12 protein-coding genes are annotated in these 18,002 nt (G+C 65.7%); 9 read left to right on the forward strand and 3 right to left on the reverse strand.

Going from position 1 to position 18,002, the window contains the following annotated elements; all coding sequences use genetic code 11:
- The first annotated feature begins 34 nt into the window (after window positions 1–34).
- From H0B43_RS21365 to H0B43_RS41695, 3 genes are all read left to right on the forward strand, one after another.
- Window positions 35–1,186 carry an acyl-CoA dehydrogenase family protein gene (locus H0B43_RS21365; protein WP_185726121.1) on the forward strand — a complete coding sequence of 384 codons (1,152 nt, stop codon included), beginning with the start codon at window positions 35–37 and terminating at the stop codon, window positions 1,184–1,186.
- On the forward strand, window positions 1,186–2,214 hold the full coding sequence (locus H0B43_RS21370; protein ID WP_185726120.1) for an acyl-CoA dehydrogenase family protein: 1,029 nt from the start codon (window positions 1,186–1,188) through the stop codon (window positions 2,212–2,214). The genes H0B43_RS21365 and H0B43_RS21370 overlap by 1 nt, the downstream gene beginning before the upstream one ends.
- Window positions 2,215–2,311: 97 nt before the next feature.
- A complete protein-coding gene (locus H0B43_RS41695; RefSeq protein WP_185726119.1) occupies window positions 2,312–2,581 on the forward strand; it encodes a TetR family transcriptional regulator in 270 nt (89 codons plus the stop codon).
- A gap of 1,041 nt (window positions 2,582–3,622) precedes the next feature.
- Here the strand turns inward: H0B43_RS41695 and H0B43_RS21380 are convergent.
- Window positions 3,623–5,302 (reverse strand): 4Fe-4S binding protein, encoded by a 1,680-nt coding sequence (locus tag H0B43_RS21380; RefSeq protein ID WP_312033679.1) that lies wholly within the window; start codon window positions 5,300–5,302, stop codon window positions 3,623–3,625.
- Window positions 5,303–6,035: 733 nt separating this feature from the next.
- Here H0B43_RS21380 and H0B43_RS21385 point away from each other — a divergent pair.
- From H0B43_RS21385 to H0B43_RS21405, 5 genes are all read left to right on the forward strand, one after another.
- Complete coding sequence (locus tag H0B43_RS21385) at window positions 6,036–7,274, forward strand: cytochrome P450 (protein WP_185726117.1); 1,239 nt, start codon at window positions 6,036–6,038, stop codon at window positions 7,272–7,274.
- A gap of 197 nt (window positions 7,275–7,471) precedes the next feature.
- Window positions 7,472–8,893 (forward strand): aldehyde dehydrogenase family protein, encoded by a 1,422-nt coding sequence (locus tag H0B43_RS21390; RefSeq protein ID WP_185726116.1) that lies wholly within the window; start codon window positions 7,472–7,474, stop codon window positions 8,891–8,893.
- Window positions 8,894–8,945: 52 nt separating this feature from the next.
- Complete coding sequence (locus H0B43_RS21395; RefSeq protein WP_213015210.1) at window positions 8,946–10,463, forward strand: MFS transporter; 1,518 nt, start codon at window positions 8,946–8,948, stop codon at window positions 10,461–10,463.
- Window positions 10,464–10,494: 31 nt separating this feature from the next.
- On the forward strand, window positions 10,495–11,019 hold the full coding sequence (locus H0B43_RS21400) for a cytochrome P450 (RefSeq protein WP_312034005.1): 525 nt from the start codon (window positions 10,495–10,497) through the stop codon (window positions 11,017–11,019).
- Window positions 11,020–11,029: 10 nt separating this feature from the next.
- Complete coding sequence (locus H0B43_RS21405) at window positions 11,030–12,121, forward strand: zinc-binding dehydrogenase (protein WP_185726114.1); 1,092 nt, start codon at window positions 11,030–11,032, stop codon at window positions 12,119–12,121.
- A gap of 22 nt (window positions 12,122–12,143) precedes the next feature.
- Here H0B43_RS21405 and H0B43_RS21410 read toward each other — a convergent pair whose 3' ends face one another.
- Window positions 12,144–15,434: a protein kinase domain-containing protein gene (locus H0B43_RS21410; protein WP_185726113.1), complete on the reverse strand. Its 3,291-nt coding sequence runs from the start codon at window positions 15,432–15,434 to the stop codon at window positions 12,144–12,146.
- A 263-nt stretch (window positions 15,435–15,697) separates the two neighbouring features.
- Here H0B43_RS21410 and H0B43_RS21415 point away from each other — a divergent pair, with 263 nt between their 5' ends.
- Window positions 15,698–16,279 (forward strand): TetR/AcrR family transcriptional regulator, encoded by a 582-nt coding sequence (locus H0B43_RS21415; RefSeq protein ID WP_185726112.1) that lies wholly within the window; start codon window positions 15,698–15,700, stop codon window positions 16,277–16,279.
- Between the two features lie 88 nt (window positions 16,280–16,367).
- Here the strand turns inward: H0B43_RS21415 and H0B43_RS21420 are convergent, their stop codons facing one another.
- Window positions 16,368–17,864: a carotenoid oxygenase family protein gene (locus H0B43_RS21420; protein WP_213015211.1), complete on the reverse strand. Its 1,497-nt coding sequence runs from the start codon at window positions 17,862–17,864 to the stop codon at window positions 16,368–16,370.
- Window positions 17,865–18,002: the final 138 nt, after the last annotated feature.

The following is an 18,002-nucleotide window of genomic DNA, read 5'->3' on the forward strand; positions in this document are numbered from 1 at the left end:
CGCGCCCACGCTTCCCGATCCCGAAAGCCTGCACATGAACACTTCTCGATTGGTTCCCCCGGTGTCGGACGATCCGCACGCCTTGGACGAGTTGCGCCGCGAGGTCCGCGACTTCGTGGCCGAGTACATCGCCGACGGTCGCGTCCACCGGCAGGTCGACTGCTGGCTGACCGGGTGGGACGAGGACTTCACCCGGGCGCTCGCGGCCCGCGGCTGGCTCGGCATGACCGTGCCGAGCGAGTACGGCGGCCACAGCCGCAGCCACCTGGAGCGATTCGTCGTCACCGAGGAACTCCTCGCGGCCGGAATGCCGGTGTCCGCGCACTGGATCGCCGACCGGCAGATCGTCCCCTCGTTGCTGAAGTACGGCACCGAGGTCCAGAAGCACAGGTTCCTGCCCGCCATCGCGAGCGGCGACTGCTACTTCGGAATCGGCATGAGCGAACCGGACTCCGGCTCCGACCTCGCCAGCGTCCGCACCAAGGCCACCCGCGTCGACGGGGGATGGTCCGTCACCGGAACGAAGGTGTGGACCTCGGGTGCGCACCGCGCGCACATGTTCATCTGCCTGGCACGAACCGCCCCGGTCGATCCTGCGCACCGGCACGACGGTCTCAGCCAGTTCATCGTCGACCTGCATTCTCCGGGCGTCGACGTCCGCCCGATCGTCTCGATGAACGGCGGGCACCATTTCAACGAGGTCATCCTCGACGACGTATTCGTCCCCGACGACATGGTGTTCGGCACCATCGGCAACGGATGGCAGCAGGTCACGTCCGAGCTGAGTTTCGAACGCAGCGGGCCGGAACGCTTCCTGTCGACGTTTCCTCTGCTCGCGGAGTCCGCCGAGCAGATGCGCCGTGAGGCGTTGCCCCGGCACACCGACGTGGGCCGGTATGTGGCGCGGATCGCCGGGTTGCACCAGATGTCGACGGCCGTGGCCGGAGCACTCGGACGACACGAGCCGGCGGATACCGCGGCGGCGGTCGTCAAGGTCTTGGGAACCTCCACCGAGGGCGACATCGCCGATTTCGCCGATCTGCTCACCGGCGACCCGTCCGCCGAGCAGGCGGATTACGCGGCGATGCTCGAGAGCGCCGTCGTCCAACGTCCGGGATTCACGCTCCGTGGCGGCACCAACGAAGTTCTGCGCGGCGTGATCGCACGAGGATTGGGGATGCGCTGATGACCACCGCAACGACGATCGACACCGATCTGGTCGACATGATGTCCGCGGTCTTCGCGCGGCACCGGCAGCAACACGAACCGGCGATCGGCGCGGCACCCTGGAACACGACGCTCTGGGCGCAGCTCGACGAACTGGGCCTGGTCCGCCTCACCGGCTCCGAGGCCACGGGCGGGAGCGGCGGAAGCTGGCTCGAGGCGGCCGAACTGGTCCAGGCCGCGGTCTGGAACGGCGTCCGGGTGCCCGTCGCCGAACACGACCTCCTCGCCGGGTGGCTCCTCGAGACGGCCGGACTGCCGGTCGGCACGGCGCGGCGCACAGTGGCCGTGCTGGGCGCCTACGGTGCTGCGTCGAGTGTGCCGTGGGCACGCGAGGCCGAGCGGATCGTCACCGTATGGAACGACGGAAACACCTACCGCGTAGCCGATCTCGCGACGAGCGCCTTCGAGATCACCGAGGGTGTCAACCTGGCCGAGGAGCCCCGTGACACCGTGCGCATCGACCTGACGGCGCTGTCGGGCACCGCCGTCGACGAGTCGATCGTTCGGCAGTTCTTCCTGCGCGGGGCGCTGGTCCGGGCTCTGCAGACGTGTGCCGCGCTCGACCGCATCGTCGACCTGTCGGTGTCGCATGCGAGTGAACGGTCGCAGTTCGGTCGTCCACTCGCCAAGTTCCAGGCGGTGCAGAACCTGGTGGCCGACATCGCCGCGGAGGCTGCGCTGGCCCGGGCCGCCACCGAGGCCGCGCTCGCCGTGGCGGTGCGTACGCAGTGGGCGGCAACGGATCTCGAGTTCTCCATTGCGGTCGCCCGGTCGTGCGCCGGGCACGCGGCGTCGGTCGTCGTGCGCAACGCCCATCAGGTGCACGGAGCGATCGGCACGACCCGCGAGCACCGACTGCACGAGTTCACCAAGCCGGCACTGGCCTGGCGGTCGGAATTCGGTTCCGTCCAGTACTGGGACGACAAGTTGACCGACGCTGCGCTCGCCGCCGGGCGCGACGGCCTGTGGGGTCTCGTCACCGGCTAGAGGAGTCCCAGCCCGCGTGCGGTCAAACGGTCGACCCGACGTTGCCCCACGTTTTCCGATCACCGGACCTGGAGACGATCGTCTTCGTCGTCCTGCGGTGACCCTGCCGTTCTCCGGGCGGAGTTTCGATGTCGTCGGCGTCGATGCGATCGCCGCGGCTGCGGGTATCACCGGTTCTGCTGTCTACCGCCATTTCTCCAGTAAGGACGAGGTCCTCGCCGCGCTCGTCTATCGCCTCCTCGATGCTCTGCTGATTCGGATCGGCGAACCGATTGATTCCCCCCGAGGCGGATTTCGAAGGCCTGATCGCCGCACATGTGGAATTCTCGATCGACAATCCCGAGCTCGCAACCAACTGGAACCGTGAGCAGGCGACGTTGTCGCAGGTGTACCGCGCCAACATCACGAGGCGTAAGCGCAGGTACATCCATCGATCGTTGGATCCGCGCGCTTGATGCCAACTATCCCGGCCATGCGCGAGAAGAACTCGCGGCGGCAGTTCGCGCAGTGCATGGCCTGATCTCGTCGGACACTCCCGTCCCGAGGGAATCACGCGTCCTTCGGGCATCTCGGGCGTGCTCCAGCGCATGGCCAAAGGGGCATTGTCGGGTTGGAATCGCGCGGACGAATTTGAATAACTTCGTAGTCAACACGTCTTCGGTGAGGACTGTCTGGCCCGCGCTGACAGCAAGCCGGCTCAACCGCGGCTATGTGCACCAGCCCGCGACCGTTCGCGGGGCAGGGGCGACAACAATCCAGACGTGTAGACCTCAGGGTGCACCGGGGCGATGGGACCGACAGCTGGCCAGGCCGGTGGCCCCGCGGTGGGACCGCTCGGTCGCGATGTCCGCGAATCGGCGCGGTGGCACATGCGGTTGTCGGCGAACATGACTAACCCGCATCAATAAACCGAAACCAGGTGCGCCGCAACCGCATCACTTGCTCGAATCCGGGGCTGCATGGTGGGTCGATCTACGACACGGCTGGCGTTTCAGTCCTCACCTATAGCGCGCCCGGGTGAGGCCGTCTCCATCGGCGCGTGGCTCATGTGATTGATGTGACTCGTGATGCATGAGCTTTCTTCGCAGTTTGGTACCGGATGCATTGTGGGAGATCGCTGAGCCGCGGAGTACGCGGTTCGCCACCCGCCCAAGGCGGCGGTCGCCCACCGGTCGACGATCGGGAGGTGTGGACCATCACCACGAACGGCGGCGGCAGAGGCCGCCGGGCGCAGCTGCTGGTGAGGGCGAACACGACCGCGATGCGGGTGGGCACGCCCGTGATGGTCGCACCGGCGGGCCTCGTCATGCACGATCCGGGCGACAATGCTTCCTGGTCGGATCGTGTTCGAACACGCGTCCACATCGGTGAGGGTACGACCGACGGAACACATCGACCATCGGTGCTGTCAGGCTGGGGGTATCGAGGCCCGCAGCAGGTCGGCAGTGGTGACGAACTTGGTGCGCGGCCGGCCGTCGGTCCGGCCCGCGGCGCGTTCGCGCTCGTCGATCCGCTGCCAGCCCTCATAGTCGACGTACTGCGGAGCGCGTTCCGCGACGAGTGCGGCAAGCTTCTCCCGCCCGCCGACCGGCGGCATGAGACGGCCCGCGACGAAGTCCTCGATCAGGCCGTCCACGGTCTGTTCCGAACACAGTCGGTTCGTGCCGATCACGCCGCTCGGACCGCGCTTGATCCAGCCGGCGGTGTACACCCCGGTTACGGGATTGCCAGTGGCGGGGTCGACTACACGGCCGCCATCGTTGGGGATCGTGCCGCGGCGGTCGTCGAACGGCAGGTCGGGGATCGATTTCCCCCGGTACCCAATAGAACGCAGGACGAGACCGGTCTCGAGAGTCTCCAGCACGCCGGTGCCCGACGCCACTGCCCGACCGTCCACTGTCATGAGTGCGGTGCGTTCCAGGGTGATCGCCTCCACCTTCCCGTTCCCCGTGAGCTCGATCGGGGACGAGAGAAAGCGGAGCACGATACGTTTGTTGCCCGGTGTGACCGGCTGCTGCGCGAACTTCTCGAGTTGGCCTACTTTCCAGCGGATCCGGGGTTCGGTGTCCGGGTCGTCGTGCGCCGCCTGCGTGGATGGATCGAGGGCGAGTTCGTTGTCTTCGACGACGATGTCGACGCCGTCGAGGTTGCCGAGGGCCATGAGTTCGGGTGTCGTGAAAGCGGCCTGCACCGCACCTCGTCGCCCAACGATGACAACCTCACGGATCGCGGAGCCGCGTAGCGCGGCCACGGCGTGTTCCGCAATCTCACTCCGGGCCAGGTGTTTGGGATCGGTTACGAGGATCCGCGCGATATCGAGGGCGACATTGCCGTGGCCAATGATCACGGCACGCTCACCGGACAGGTCGAACACCCGGTCCGCATAGTCGGGATGACCGTTGTACCAGGCGACGAACTCGGTGGCTGCGTGGGAACCCGGCAGGTCCTCGCCCTCGATACCCGCGCGCCTGTCACCTGCGGCGCCGACGGCGTAGATGACGGCGTGGTGGTTGGCTAGCAACTCGGCATGGGTGAGATCGGTGCCGATCTCGACCCCGAAGTGGCACTCCGTGTTCTTGTGGCCGAGCGCGCGGCGAAACAGGTCGCCCACAGCCTTGGTGCTGGTGTGGTCCGGGGCGACGCCGCTGCGGACCAGCCCGTACGGGGTGGGGAGGCGGTCGAACATGCTCACCTCCACACGGGCGCGGGACGTCAGGTCGAGGGCCGCGTAGCAGGCAGAAGGGCCCGAGCCGACGATGGCGACTCGCAGAGTACCCAGATCTACGGGGGCGTTGACGTGGTCCCGGCCAGTCGGCCACTCCGGCCCGATGGGGTACCGCTCATAGTACTCGGTGGCGAGCTGCTGGTACGGCTCCTGGTCCTCGGTGAGTTCGTGGTCGGCGTAGATGGCGTCGGTGGGGCACTCGTCGGCGCACGCACCGCAGTCGATACACGTGTCGGCGTCGACGTAAAGCATCTCGGTCGTCGCGAAGGGTGCCTCGTCCGGTGTCGGGTGGATGCAATTGACGGGGCAGACCGACACGCAAGACGCATCGTTGCAACATGATTGGGTGATCACGAAAGCCACGGCGGGACCTCTCTGGAACGGTGGGAGCGGTACCGCGTCGTGGTTGGACTGCCGACTGCGGTGTCGCGCTCTTCGATTGCCGCGATTGTGCCGTATTTTGATCCTCATTGTCTATATATTGTTCGGGGTCGGCTCCGGTCCGGTCGGAGTCTCGCGCCGGCCGTGTTCCATCAGCGATCCGTCGGCGCCTCCCCACCTGGCGACACCACACCCGGATCGTGCGTACGACGGGCGCATGAAGTCATCTCGGGTCCGGCTCCGCGCTTCCTTGAAGGGCCGTAAAGACGGTGATGGGAGCTTATGTCGCAATCAATTGAAAGAAAGCCCATCCAGGAGATTTGCGACTGTCAGTCTTGCAATTATCAGGCCCGACTCGTTAGAGTGTGACGCATACGGCCTCGCCGGTGTGGATCTCGTATCTACCTACAAGACCTCCGGTATCAGGTGATAAGGAGCGGGTGAGACGCAGACCGTCAACCAGAACTTCACGCGGGAGCCTTTCCATAGCCACTGCGGTCCCATCTGACCGTCGTGCGACGTCGAGGACATCGCCCTCTGGTTGTCTTCCTCGTCTCGAACGACTCGAATATGATCACGGCTGAGCGCAGCAGCTCGATGCGGGCGCACACTCACCTAGAAATCTGGCTCCATTACGTTGATGACTGCTCGGCGGTCTCGGCGCATCGGGCCGGAACCCGTACCGCGCGGATCTTTCTAACCGAGAGGAACATCAATGACCGACATTCTGTCGTCCAAGGTCGGCAGCCTGCTGTCCGGCTTCGACCCCTGGGATCCTGCGCATGTCGACGATCCGATCGCCGTCTACACGATGATGCGCGAGACCGAACCGATGCACTGGAACACGAAGCGCGGGTTGTGGTTCGCGACGCGGTATGACGACGTCGCCCTGGTGCTGCGGGATCACGAGAACTTCTCCTCTGCCCAGTACAACATCGACAAGCCGCACATGACCGAGCGGCCGGTGGATGGCGAGCGGTACCAGGCGTTCAAGGGCCCGACGATGGTGACGACCGAGCCGCCCGAACATACACGTCTACGCAAGGGCTCGGCGCCAGCCTTCTCGACGCGCGGTCTCAAGCGGCTCAAGGATCGTGTGGAGGACATCGCTGACCGACTGCTGAACCAGGTCGAAGGCAACGAGGGCATGGACGCCATCGCCGACTACGCCTACCCGCTGCCGGTCTACGCGATCGGTGAACTCCTGGGGGTGCCCCATGAGGACCAGGACGAGTTCTTGGCGCTGGCTCTGGCGGACAAGGGAAGCCCCGCGCACGACCCCAATGCGACCAAAGAGACGCTGGAGCGCACCGCTGCCCACGGGCGCCGCCTGCGCGATTTCGTCGAGGACGTGATCGAGAAGAAGAGGAAGCAGCCAGGCGAGGACCTCATCAGCTCCCTGTTGGTGTCACAGCAGGAGGACAACCTGACGCATGCCGAGATGATCGACACCATCCACCTCATGATGGAGGCGGGTCACATCACGACCGTGAACCTCATCGGTAACGGCCTCGATGTACTGCTTGACCGTCCCGAGGACATGGAGTGGCTCCGCAACGACCCCGACCTCGCGACTTCGGCCGTGCAAGAGTGCCTGCGCTATGTCGGCCCGGTGCAGTTCACCGGGCGCACGGCGATCAAGGACACGGTGCTCGGTGGCCAGCTCATCAAGGCCGGCGAGGCCGTCATCCCGCTGATGCCGGCGGCGAACCGAGATCCGTTGCAGTTCGCGGATCCGGAGGAGTTCCGGATCGATCGCAAGCCCAACCGGCACCTGGGAGTCGGGATCGGTATCCATGTATGCATTGGTGCAGCACTCGCGCGACTGGAAACCGAGATCGCGTTCACCAAGCTGCTTTCACGTTTTCCGAACCTTCGGCGAGCGGGCGAGGCCGAGTGGAACACCAGCTTCGAGCTGCGTGGCCGGACGACGCTTCCGGTCGCCTTCCGCTGAAATTAATTTGCGACAAGGCGTCTTGTAATAATCTGGTAGTCCGGATTAGAGTGAGGGACATCACGATGCGGCGGCTGGTCTCGGCAGCCTCAGGGACTTACGGGTGAAGCGGACGACGATGCGTAAGTCCTGTCTTCGCCGGTAAGACGCAGCAATCGCAGGAATGTGAGATCACCTGCAGAAGGAGGAGCCGGGTAATGGCTGAGCATTTCGCCGCTGAAATGGTCATCAACGGTAGGCGCGTGACGAGTGACTCCACCGTGGGTGTGCTCGATCCCGCGACCGAGGAGGTGTGGGCCGTCGTACCCGAGTGCTCCGATGCTCAGCTCGACGAGGCCTTCGCCGCTGCCGCGGAAGCTCAGCCCGCCTGGGGGCGGGACGAGGAGGCGAGAAGGAAGGGACTGCGTTCGGCCGCGGATGCCCTGCGCCGCAACGAGGACGAACTGTCCGAACTCCTCACCCGGGAACAGGGTAAGTCCCGCGCAGATTCACGGATGGAGATCCAGCTGTCGGCGATGTGGCTGGAACAGTTCGCCGAGATGCCGGTGCCCGAGAGTTCGGTGCCGGACGACTGCGCGGGCTTCGCGGTCAGCGCCGAGCGCCGGCCCCTGGGCGTGGTTGCGGCGATCACTCCGTGGAACTTCCCTGTGACACTTGCATGCTGGAAGCTGGGCCCGGCGCTCAGGACCGGCAACACGGTGGTGCTGAAGCCGTCGCCGTACACGCCTGTCTCCACGTTGAGATTCGGTGCCTTGATTGCCGACGTGCTCCCGCCTGGCGTCGTCAACGTGGTCTCGGGCGGTGATTCGCTCGGCGCCCGAATGACCACGCATTCGATACCTGCGAAGGTGAGCTTCACCGGTTCGGTGGCGACGGGCAAGGCGGTGGCCCGATCGGCCGCGGACGATCTGAAGCGCATCACGCTCGAACTCGGCGGCAACGATCCGGCGATCCTGCTCGACGATGTCGACCCCGAAGCCATCGCCGAGAAGCTGTTCACGTTGAGCTTCGCCAACAACGGTCAGCTCTGCGGCTGCATCAAGCGAATCTATGTGCCTGCAGCGCATTTCGACCGCATGGCAGAACTGCTGTCCGGACTCGCTCGTGGCGTGCGGGTCGGGCCCGGCATGGTCGAAGGTACGGATCTCGGGCCGATCAACAATCGCCCCCAATACGAGCGTGTGCTGGAACTGCTCGACGACGCGATTTCCCACGGAGCGAAAGCGATCGCCGGTGGCGAGCCGCCCGCCGGACCGGGCTACTTCCTGCCGCCCACGGTTCTGGTCGACGTTGCCCCGGACAGCCGGATCGTGCAGGAGGAACAGTTCGGACCCGTGCTTCCACTCGTCCGCTACACCGATCTGGATGCTGTCATCGATGACGTGAACTCGTCGAAGTTCGGCCTCGGCGCATCGGTCTGGGGCCGCGATGTCGACCGCGCACGCGCAATCGGCCGCCGCCTCGAATCCGGCACGGTCTTCGTCAATGCGCATTCGATCGCAGCGCCGAACATCCCCGTCGGGGGCGCCAAATGGAGCGGTCTGGGGATGGAGAACGGCCTCGAGGGTCTTCACGAGTACACACAGCTGAAAGTGACGTTCGAGTCGCAGGACTCCTGAGCCGGCCATCCACAGGGCACTGTTTCTTGCTGAGAAGGGAACCGGAACAATCATGAACACCCCTGCCGACGAGAGGGTACCGGCGCCGCACGCCGCTGACGGGGTACCCCCTGCGAGTTGGACTCCGCGTCTGATCATTTCGCTGATCTCGCTGTGCCTGCTCCTCGAAGTCACCGCGTCGTCCAGCGCCATGACCGCGTTCGCCATCCCCGCCATCTCGCAGCACTTCCACACTGCGCAGGGCGCCTGGGCCGTGGCAGCGACGCTGCTCAGTGGTGCTGTCCTGTCGCCGCTCGTCGGCAAGCTGGCGGACATGTACGGCAAGCGCAAGCTGCTTCTGCTGGTCATGCTCGTGGCGACCGTGGGTTCCGTGGTCTCCGCGCTTGCGCCGTCCTACTTTCTGTTCGTGCTGGGACGCGTCCTGCAAGGGTTGATAGGGACCACCCTCTTCCTCGTCTATTCCCTGATCCGGGACGTGTTTCCGCGCAACAAGGTTGCTGTCGCGATGAGCTTGTCGATGGCCGGGCTGAGCATCTTCACCACCGCGTCGCCCTATCTGACCGCGTGGATCCTCGAGCTCTGGGGCCTGCGCGCGATCTACTGGATGACCGCGTGCGCCCTCGTAGTCCTGGCCGGCTTCATCACGGCGAGTACCGCCGAGACGCGGGTGCGGGTGCGATCGCGACTGGACTTCGTCGGAGCAGCACTGCTCGGAATCGGGCTGGCCGGCATCCTCATCGGGGTGACGTTCGGGCCGACGTGGGGCTGGACTGCGAAGGGAACGCTCGCGGGGTTCGTCATCGGGATCGTCGCGCTCACCGCCTGGGTGGTGTCGGCGAACAGATTCGCGGATCCGCTCGTCGATCTGCGACTGTTCCGCAAGCGCGCAGTGACCTTGACCGCCGTGACCGCGAGCTGCGGGTATGCCTGCGCACAAGCCCTCTTCGTGCTTCTGCCGATGGTGTGCATGACCCCGGCGGTGCTGGGCCTGGGGTACGGCCTGGGACTCGACGGGTTCGGGTTCGCCCCGGTGCTCGCCGTCTACGGCTTCGCCAACATGGTCGGTGGCATCACCGTCGCGAAGCTGGTGAGCGGCATTCCTGCCCGCCGTTTGATGGGAGCAGGTCTGATGATCGCCGGTCTCGGTGCCCTTCTGATCACGCTGTCCCACCAGCAATTCGCCCTGCTTCTCCTGTTCAGCTTCATCGCGGGCTACGGCCAGGGCATCATTCTGGCCTCGGTGCCGAATCTGATCGTTGCCGCGGTACCCGCCGAGCAGCAAGCGTCGATCGCCGGCCTCGTGAACGTCTTCACCCTGACCGGTGCCGCCGCACTGCCCGCCGTCGCGTACGCCGTTCTGAACTCGAACGTCGCGTTGGTTGCGGACGGTGAAGTCTTCTCGACGAGTACTGGCGTGACACTCGCGTTCCTCCTGCCCACCGTGGCCGCTTTCTTCGGTGCTGCTCTCGCCGTGTTCGTGCCGTGGCGCCAGATTCAGCAATCACCGACACCGCCCGGTGCGGAGGAAGAGGGCGGAAGCGAGAGCGAGCTCGTCCGCGCGCAATCCTGAAACTCGTTCTCGGGGAGCGTGAAACGCCGCCATCGAGGAGTTGCTGCGCTGGACGGCGCCTCCCGTGCCGACCCGGACCATCGTCGACGACTCGGTCGAGGTCGGCGGGGTCACGATCCCCAGGGGCGAGCGGGTGCATTTTCCCGTGGCTGCGGCGAACCGCGACCCGAAGTACTATCCCGACCCGGACGAGGTGCGATTCGACCGTGACGCACGGCCTCACCTTGCCTTCGGGATCGGTCCGCACCGCTGCCTCGGCCTGAACCTGGCCCGGCTGGAACTGAAGATCGCGTTCACCGAACTTCGGCGCCGCATCCCGAAGTTCGAACGGCTGCCCGGCAAGGAACCCCACGAGCACCTCGGTCTGGCGTGGGGAGTCGAGAACATCCATCTGAAGTTCCCGGCCGCGGAACGAGAAACACCGCAGCGGTGCACGATGGTCGACGCCACCCGTAACCCACCCGGCGAACTGTTCGAGCCGATCACGATCGTTCTTGCTCGAAGCAGCCCTGTCGTCACGGACCTTGATCGAGATCTGCACGACCCAATGAACTGAGGAAGAGGACATGAAAGCATCCATCGTCGAGGAACTCGGCCGCGGGTTCACGGTGCGCGACATCGAGATCGCTGCGCCGCTCGGCCGCGAAGTACTGGTCGAGGTCAAGGCGTCGGGACTGTGCCATTCGGATCACAGCATTGCGACCATGGGTCTCGGCTACGATTTCCCCATCGTGCTCGGACACGAACTGGCCGGCGTGGTCAGCGCCGTCGGCCCCGACGTCACCGACATCCGGGTCGGCGACCACGTAGTCGCCAGCCTTCTGCAGTTCTGTGCCACGTGCGTCAACTGCCTGTCCGGCAAGACCTATCGCTGTCTGCGTACCGACGCGACGCTGCGGGAAGCAGGCGAACCGCCGCGCCTCGGCACCGAGGCGAAGCCGATCGGTCAGATGAACGGGCTCGGCGGATTCGCGCAGCAGGCGCTGGTCCACGAAAACCAGCTCGCGGTCGTGCCCGAGGAGATGCCGTTCGCCCCAGCCGCCCTCCTGGGATGCGGTGTCTTGACCGGAGCCGGCGCCGTACTCAACACCGCCGACGTGCAGATCGGTGAGACGGTTGTCATCATCGGCGCCGGTGGCGTCGGCATGAACGGGGTGAGCGGCGCGAGGATCGCCGGGGCCGCCACGATCATCGTCGTCGACGTGCAGGACGCCAAGCTGGAACGCGCACGCGCGTTCGGTGCCACCCACACCGTCAACTCGTCCACGACCGATCCGGTGGCCGAAGTCCTCAGGATCACCGGGCACGGCGCCGACCATGTCTTCGACTTCGTCGGTATCAGTTCCGTCACCCGGCAGGCGTTGGAGATGCTGGCCAAGGGCGGCGGTTTGTACCTCGTCGGCCTGGGTGCCAACGACGCCCGCCTGGAAATCGACAGCGTGACGATGTTGACCAGACAGATCCACGTTCACGGTGTCTGGATGGGGTCGTCGAACCTCAAGCGAGACATTCCGCTGTACGCCTCGCTGTACCTGCAGGGACGGATGAATCTCGACGACCTGGTGTCCAAGGAGATCTCACTGCACGAAATCAACGAGGGCTACGAGGCGCTCGCGGATTCGTCCTCCGCTCGCCTGGTCATCACCGACCTGTCCTGATCCACGACTGCCGCGAAAGGCGTCACGGTGGGGGGACGGGTCGGTCGTCCTGGGCGTGCGATTCCACCACCCACGCGGCGATCTGCGTGCGGGAAGTGAAGCCCAGTTTCGACAGGATGTGCTCGACGTGGCCCTGGGCGGTGCGGGGCGAGATCACCAGACGGTTGGCGATCGCCTGGTTGGTGAGGCCCTCGGCGACGAGGCCGGCGACCTGTCGTTCCCGTTTGGTGAGTCTCACCGGCGCACCGGCGGGAGCGGGGGAGGCCGGCGGTTGCTCGTCGAGGGCGTACGCGACCGCCGCATCGAAATCCAGGTGCTGCCCGCTCCGGCGCGCTGCGGTGAATGCTCTTTCGCCGAGCGCCCGCCGCGTTTGCTGCTCGCACGTGTCGTGGTAGACGAGCATGTTCGAATACATGACGGCGACGCTGTCCACCGACCGCCCCAATTCCTCGGCTGCGCCCATCAGAACCGCCGCACGTGCCCAGTCGCGGCGTTCGCCGGCGATCCAGGCCAGAGCTTCGAGGCAGGACGCGGTGATGCGGGGGCTGTGCACCCGCCGGGTGATCTGCAGCGCGTGCTCGAGCAGCCGCACGGCACCGTCGGCATCACCCTTGCGCCACTTGACGACTGCCATGGACCACTGCGAATACGATCGAAACATCGACTCGCCACACGCCTCGGTGGTCGCGAGCAGCCGCTCATGGCACTCGGTCGCGCGCTCCGTCTCACCGCGCAGCCCGTATGCGAGTGCCAGCGTGTACAGCGCACTCGTCCGCAGGGTGCGGTTCGCCTGCCTGTCGAACTCCGCGAGGGCGTCCTCGAGGAAGGGGCACGCGCGGGCGAGATCACCGCGATACAGGGCGAGGGTGCCGTCGGAGTAGGCGATGAGAGCGAGAATCAAGCGGTCGCTGGTCTGCGCGGCAACCGCGCGTCCCTCCTCCATCGACGCGACTGCGGACTCGAGGTCGCCCTGCACTTCGGCGAGGACGATGCCGGCATACAGGGCCTTGATCCGTTCGAGGGTCGGGTGACCGTCCTGCTGGGTCAGCAGGCGATCGAGCCAGCGCCGTCCCTCGTTGTAGAGACCCTGCGACGCCCAGAACAACAGGAGCGCAGCGGAAATGCGAAGTCCCGCGTCGGGGCTGTCGGACACGCTGAATTCGAGGGCCTCCCGGAGATTCGGTTGTTCCCGCTTCAGGCGGCTGATCCAGTCCAGCTGTCGGGCGCTGATCCATTCGGCCTCGGCGTCGAGCGCCAGCGCCTCGTACCAATCCCGGTGACGGCGACGCAGAGCGAGGTCCTCGCCGGTCTGCTCCAGTTTCTCGTAGCCGTATTCGCGGAGGGTCTCGAGCATCCGGAACCGCACCACCGATTCGTGTTCCTCCCGGATCAGGATCGACTTGTCGGCCAGGGACGTCAGCGTGTCGAGCAGTTCGTCCGGGCCGAGGCCGGCGCCACAGACCTGCTCTGCGGCATCGAGTTCGAAGCTGCCGGCGAAGACCGCCAACCGTCCCCACACCAGTTGCTCACGGGTGGTGCACAGTTCGAAACTCCAGTCCACGGACAACCGCAGGGTCTGTTGCCGCGTCGGGGCATTGCGGCTGCCGTGGGTCAGGAGTGTGTAGCGCTCGGTCAGTCGCTGCAAAATCTGCTCGGGCGACATCGCTCGCAGCCGGGCGGCGGCCAGTTCGATGGGCAGCGGCAGCCCGTCGAGGCGGTGGCAGATCCCCGCCACCGCCGCCGCGTTGTCCTCGGTGAGCGCGAACCCGGGGACGGCGGCGGCGGCGCGGTCGGCGAACAGGGTCACCGCATCGTATTTGGGTAGACCCCGCACCGAGGGCTGCCGGCCGGGATCCGGCACGGCCAGCGGTGGGACCCGCTGCACCGTCTCCCCGCCGATGCCGAGGGGTTCGCGGCTGGTGGCCAGAATCCGCAGTGCCGGGCACACTCGCAACAGGGTGTCGGTCAGCTCCGCTACGGCGTCGACCAGGTGCTCGCAGTTGTCGAGCACCAGCAGCAGTTCCCGCGCCGCCAGATGTTCCACGAGGACCTCGCGCAGCGGCCGCGCCGAATGGTCCCGCATGCCCACGGCGGCGGCCACCGCGTCGACCAGCAGCGACTCTTCGCGCAGCTCGGCCAATTCGATCAGGCGCGCACCGTCGGCGTATTCGCGTTGCACGGTCGCCGCGACCCGCATCGCCAGCCGCGTCTTTCCGACCCCGCCGATCCCGGTCAATGTCACGAGCCGGGACCCGGCGAGCAGGTTTTTCGCCTCGGTGAGTTCGTGCCGGCGGCCCACGAAACTCGTCAGGTCCAGGGGTAGGTTCCCGGTCACGCCTCGTGGGCTGGGCGCCGTGGCACGGTGTCGACTGCCCTGCGCCGCCTGCCGACCGGTTTCGTTCGCCGCCGGGTTCGCGTGCAGCGCCATCTCGTCGACAGCGAAGTCGTGGCGACGCTGAATCTGCCGCAGTTCCTCTCCGAAGTCTTCGGCGGTGGCCGGACGCTCGTCCGGCGCGCCCGACATCGCGCGTCCGATCGCCGCGGACACGTCCTCGGGGATCCCGTGCTCGCGCAGGTCGGGGACCGGCTGCGTGGTGATCCGCAGGAACTGCGCAACCACCTGTTCCCCGGTGCGACGTTCGAACGCGGCGTGACCGGTGAGGGCGCTGAACAGGGTGGCGCCGAGGCCGTAAACGTCGGCGGCCGGGCTCGGTGGATCGCCTCGGAGCGCCTCCGGTGCGGTGTAGGCCGGCGACCCGGCCACTGTCCCGGTGGCGGTGTGGAAGCCGCCGGTGATGTGCGCGATGCCGAAGTCGGTCAGCGCGGGTTCGCCGTAATCGGTGAGCAGGATGTTCGCGGGTTTGATGTCCCGGTGCAGGATTCCGAGCCGGTGCGCCGTCTCCGCGGCGCCGGCGATCTTGACCCCCAGGTGCAGTGCCTCGGTCAACGGCAACGGCCCGCGGCGGCGGATCTGTGCGTCGAGGGAATCCTGCGGGTGATACGGCATCACGATGTAGGGGAGACCGCTGTCGGTGGCCCCTACCTGCAGAATGTTGACGATGTTCGGGTGCCCGGTCAGCCTGCCCATCGCCCGTTGTTCCCGGAAGAATCGGGCTCTGTTCTCCTCGTCGATCTCGGTGGTGAGCACCTTCACCGCCACCGTGCGATCGAGGTTCGCCTGGGTGCAGCGGTAGACGACGCCGAAGCCGCCGCGCCCGATTTCCTCTGCGCCGGTAAAACCGGTGGCGGTCAGCTCTTCGGTGACGGAGCCGGCCCGGTATCGCTGGGTATCGAGCGGATCGTTTTGGCCCATCGGACGTCACACTCGGTTCGTCACGCGGTAGTTCTCGCGTGCGGGGCTCCGACGGCACGACCACTGGCGATACACGGTGCACACACCTCTCGACGGCGTTCACTCAGGATATCTGTCGGGGGTCGTCACCGGTAACCTGCTGAATGGAAACGATCGTTTTTATCATTCGGCCGCGTCTCGGCAGCAATCTTGCAGGAAGATGGGTTGCGTGTCGTCTACAGGTGGGAATTCGTTTCCACCACTCAGGCGCCTAGAATCCAGGTATGTCCAGAGAAGATCAGATCCTCAGTGCGGCGACCCGACTGTTCTCCGAGCGGAGTTTCGACGGAGTGGGCGTCGATGCCATCGCCGCGGCTGCCGGCATCACCGGCTCGGCCGTCTACCGCCACTTCTCCAGTAAGGACGAGGTGCTTGCCGCGCTCTTCGACCGTCTCCTCGACGCGCTGCTGATCCGGATCGGGGAACCGATCGACTCTCCGGAAGACGAACTGGAACGCCTGATCGCCGCGCATGTCGAGTTCTCGATCGGAAATCCGGAGCTCACCACGATCTGGAACCGTGAGCAGGCGACGCTGTCGCAGGTCTACCGAGCGAACATCATGAGGCGCCAGAAGATGTACATCGACCGCTGGATTCGAGCTCTCGACGCGAACTATCCGGGCCATGCGAGGGAAGAACTCGCGGCGGCGGTGCGTGCGGTGCACGGCCTGATCTCGTCGGATACCTCCCGCAGGGAAGGGGCCAAGCGTCCGTCAGATATCGCCGGCATGCTTCATCACATGGCCAGAGCATCACTGACGGCGTTGGCCGGCGATCGCGCTGTCGACGCTGTGAAGGGTGCTTGAGGAACTCGGTGCTGGCAGGCAGAGGTCCGGCCGCCGGATGCAACGAGTGCATCACCGGCGGCCGGGACGGACGGGTCAACCGCTTCGGTCAGCGGAAGTCCATCCAGTGTCCGTGCGGGGTCCAGCCCATCAGGAACGGAATCTCGATCCGCGCGACCGGGCCCGCGGTGATGTCGTAGGTATCGAAAATCAGATACTCACCCCGCCGCTCCGCCCACCACGACACCGGCACGATGATGAACCCATCCCCCTCCGGCGAGGTCGGGGTCCGCGGCGCGAACGTCGCCTCCAACACCGCCGCCGCCTCCGTCGACCGGATCTGATACACCTGCTCGGCCATCGTCTTCACATTCGTCACGACCAGGCTGTTCATCGACATCCCGTTACGCTTGACCACCCCACCGACCTGGAACCCGAACGTGTACCCCTTGCCGTAGAACCGCTCGTCGACCTTCGGCAACTCCGACGGCCGATCCGACAGCTGCTCCGTCTTCGCCGCCCCCGTCTTCAGATCGATCGTCCACCGCCCCAGAAAACTCCGCGACACCGAGAAGAACAACGCCACATCCTCGCCCTCCGCGAAATCCTCCGCGAACGGGAACGGCGGCCGGTTGAAGATCGGCGCATCCAACATCAACAGATCACCCTCGACATTCGCCGACAAGGTGTGCATCACATACTCCGCCGGCAGATCCGTGTTGATCCACCGCACCGGCCCCTGCAGATCGTGCCGCGGAATCAACGCGATCACGATCGGCAACGACGCATCCCACCCCCAGATCCCCAACTTGCGCTCGGTGATCTGCTTCCGATCCGCCGTGAACGGCTGAAACGGCATCACGATCCACTCCGGCGTCAACCAAATATCATGCGCCACCGTGTTATACGGGGCATCCTCGAGATCCCGCGACTCCACCGCACCGTCCGGGTGCACGATATGGATCGTCACGAACGGCGCCTCGTCCCGCCAATTCCACCCATACAACGTCCCGGTGTCGTGATCCCACTTCGGATGCGCCGTGAACGAGGCATCCCCGAACGACGACTTCGCGTGCAGACCCGCCGACAACTTACTCGACCAATTCACGATCCCCCGCGTCTGCAGGGTGATCGGATCCAACGCGATCGGCGGCCCACCCTGCTCACCCGACGCCAGCACCTCCCCCGCGAACGGGAAAATATTGATGTTGTTCGTACCCTGCGGAACCCCCACCGTGAACTCATCACGCTTGACATCGCCGTACGCGTGATCACGCCAATCCCCGAACCCCCCATCGGTCCACTCGAACAACCCCCGCCCCGCCCGCTCCTCCGCCACGAACTTCGGCGTCCGAATCCACCGATTCCGGAAATCCGCCCGACCATTGTCCAAAACCAGACCCTGCACCATCCCGTCCATACTGATCAACGGGGTCGTACCCTGCTTCGACGGACGACGCCACGTCGGACCCGACCGATAAAAACCACCCGACAACTCCCGCGGAATCTCCCCCGACGTCACAATGCACTCCTCGACCGTCGCCTCGAAACGCATCGGCTGAAACGGCCCCCGCAACGAATTGCCCTTGTGAAGTGGGTAGCCCATATCTCTCGTCTCCCGGTGGTGAAAGGTTGCACCACGATGTCCCGTGGTCGACCACCAAAGTAGCACGCCCGGCAATGCCCGGTAAACGAACGTTCTCGGAATCTTTCGGAACCTGTGACCGTCTCGCGACGCTGCGTG

Source organism: Rhodococcus sp. 4CII (genome assembly GCF_014256275.1).
GTDB classification, from domain to species: Bacteria; Actinomycetota; Actinomycetes; order Mycobacteriales; family Mycobacteriaceae; genus Rhodococcus_F; species Rhodococcus_F wratislaviensis_A.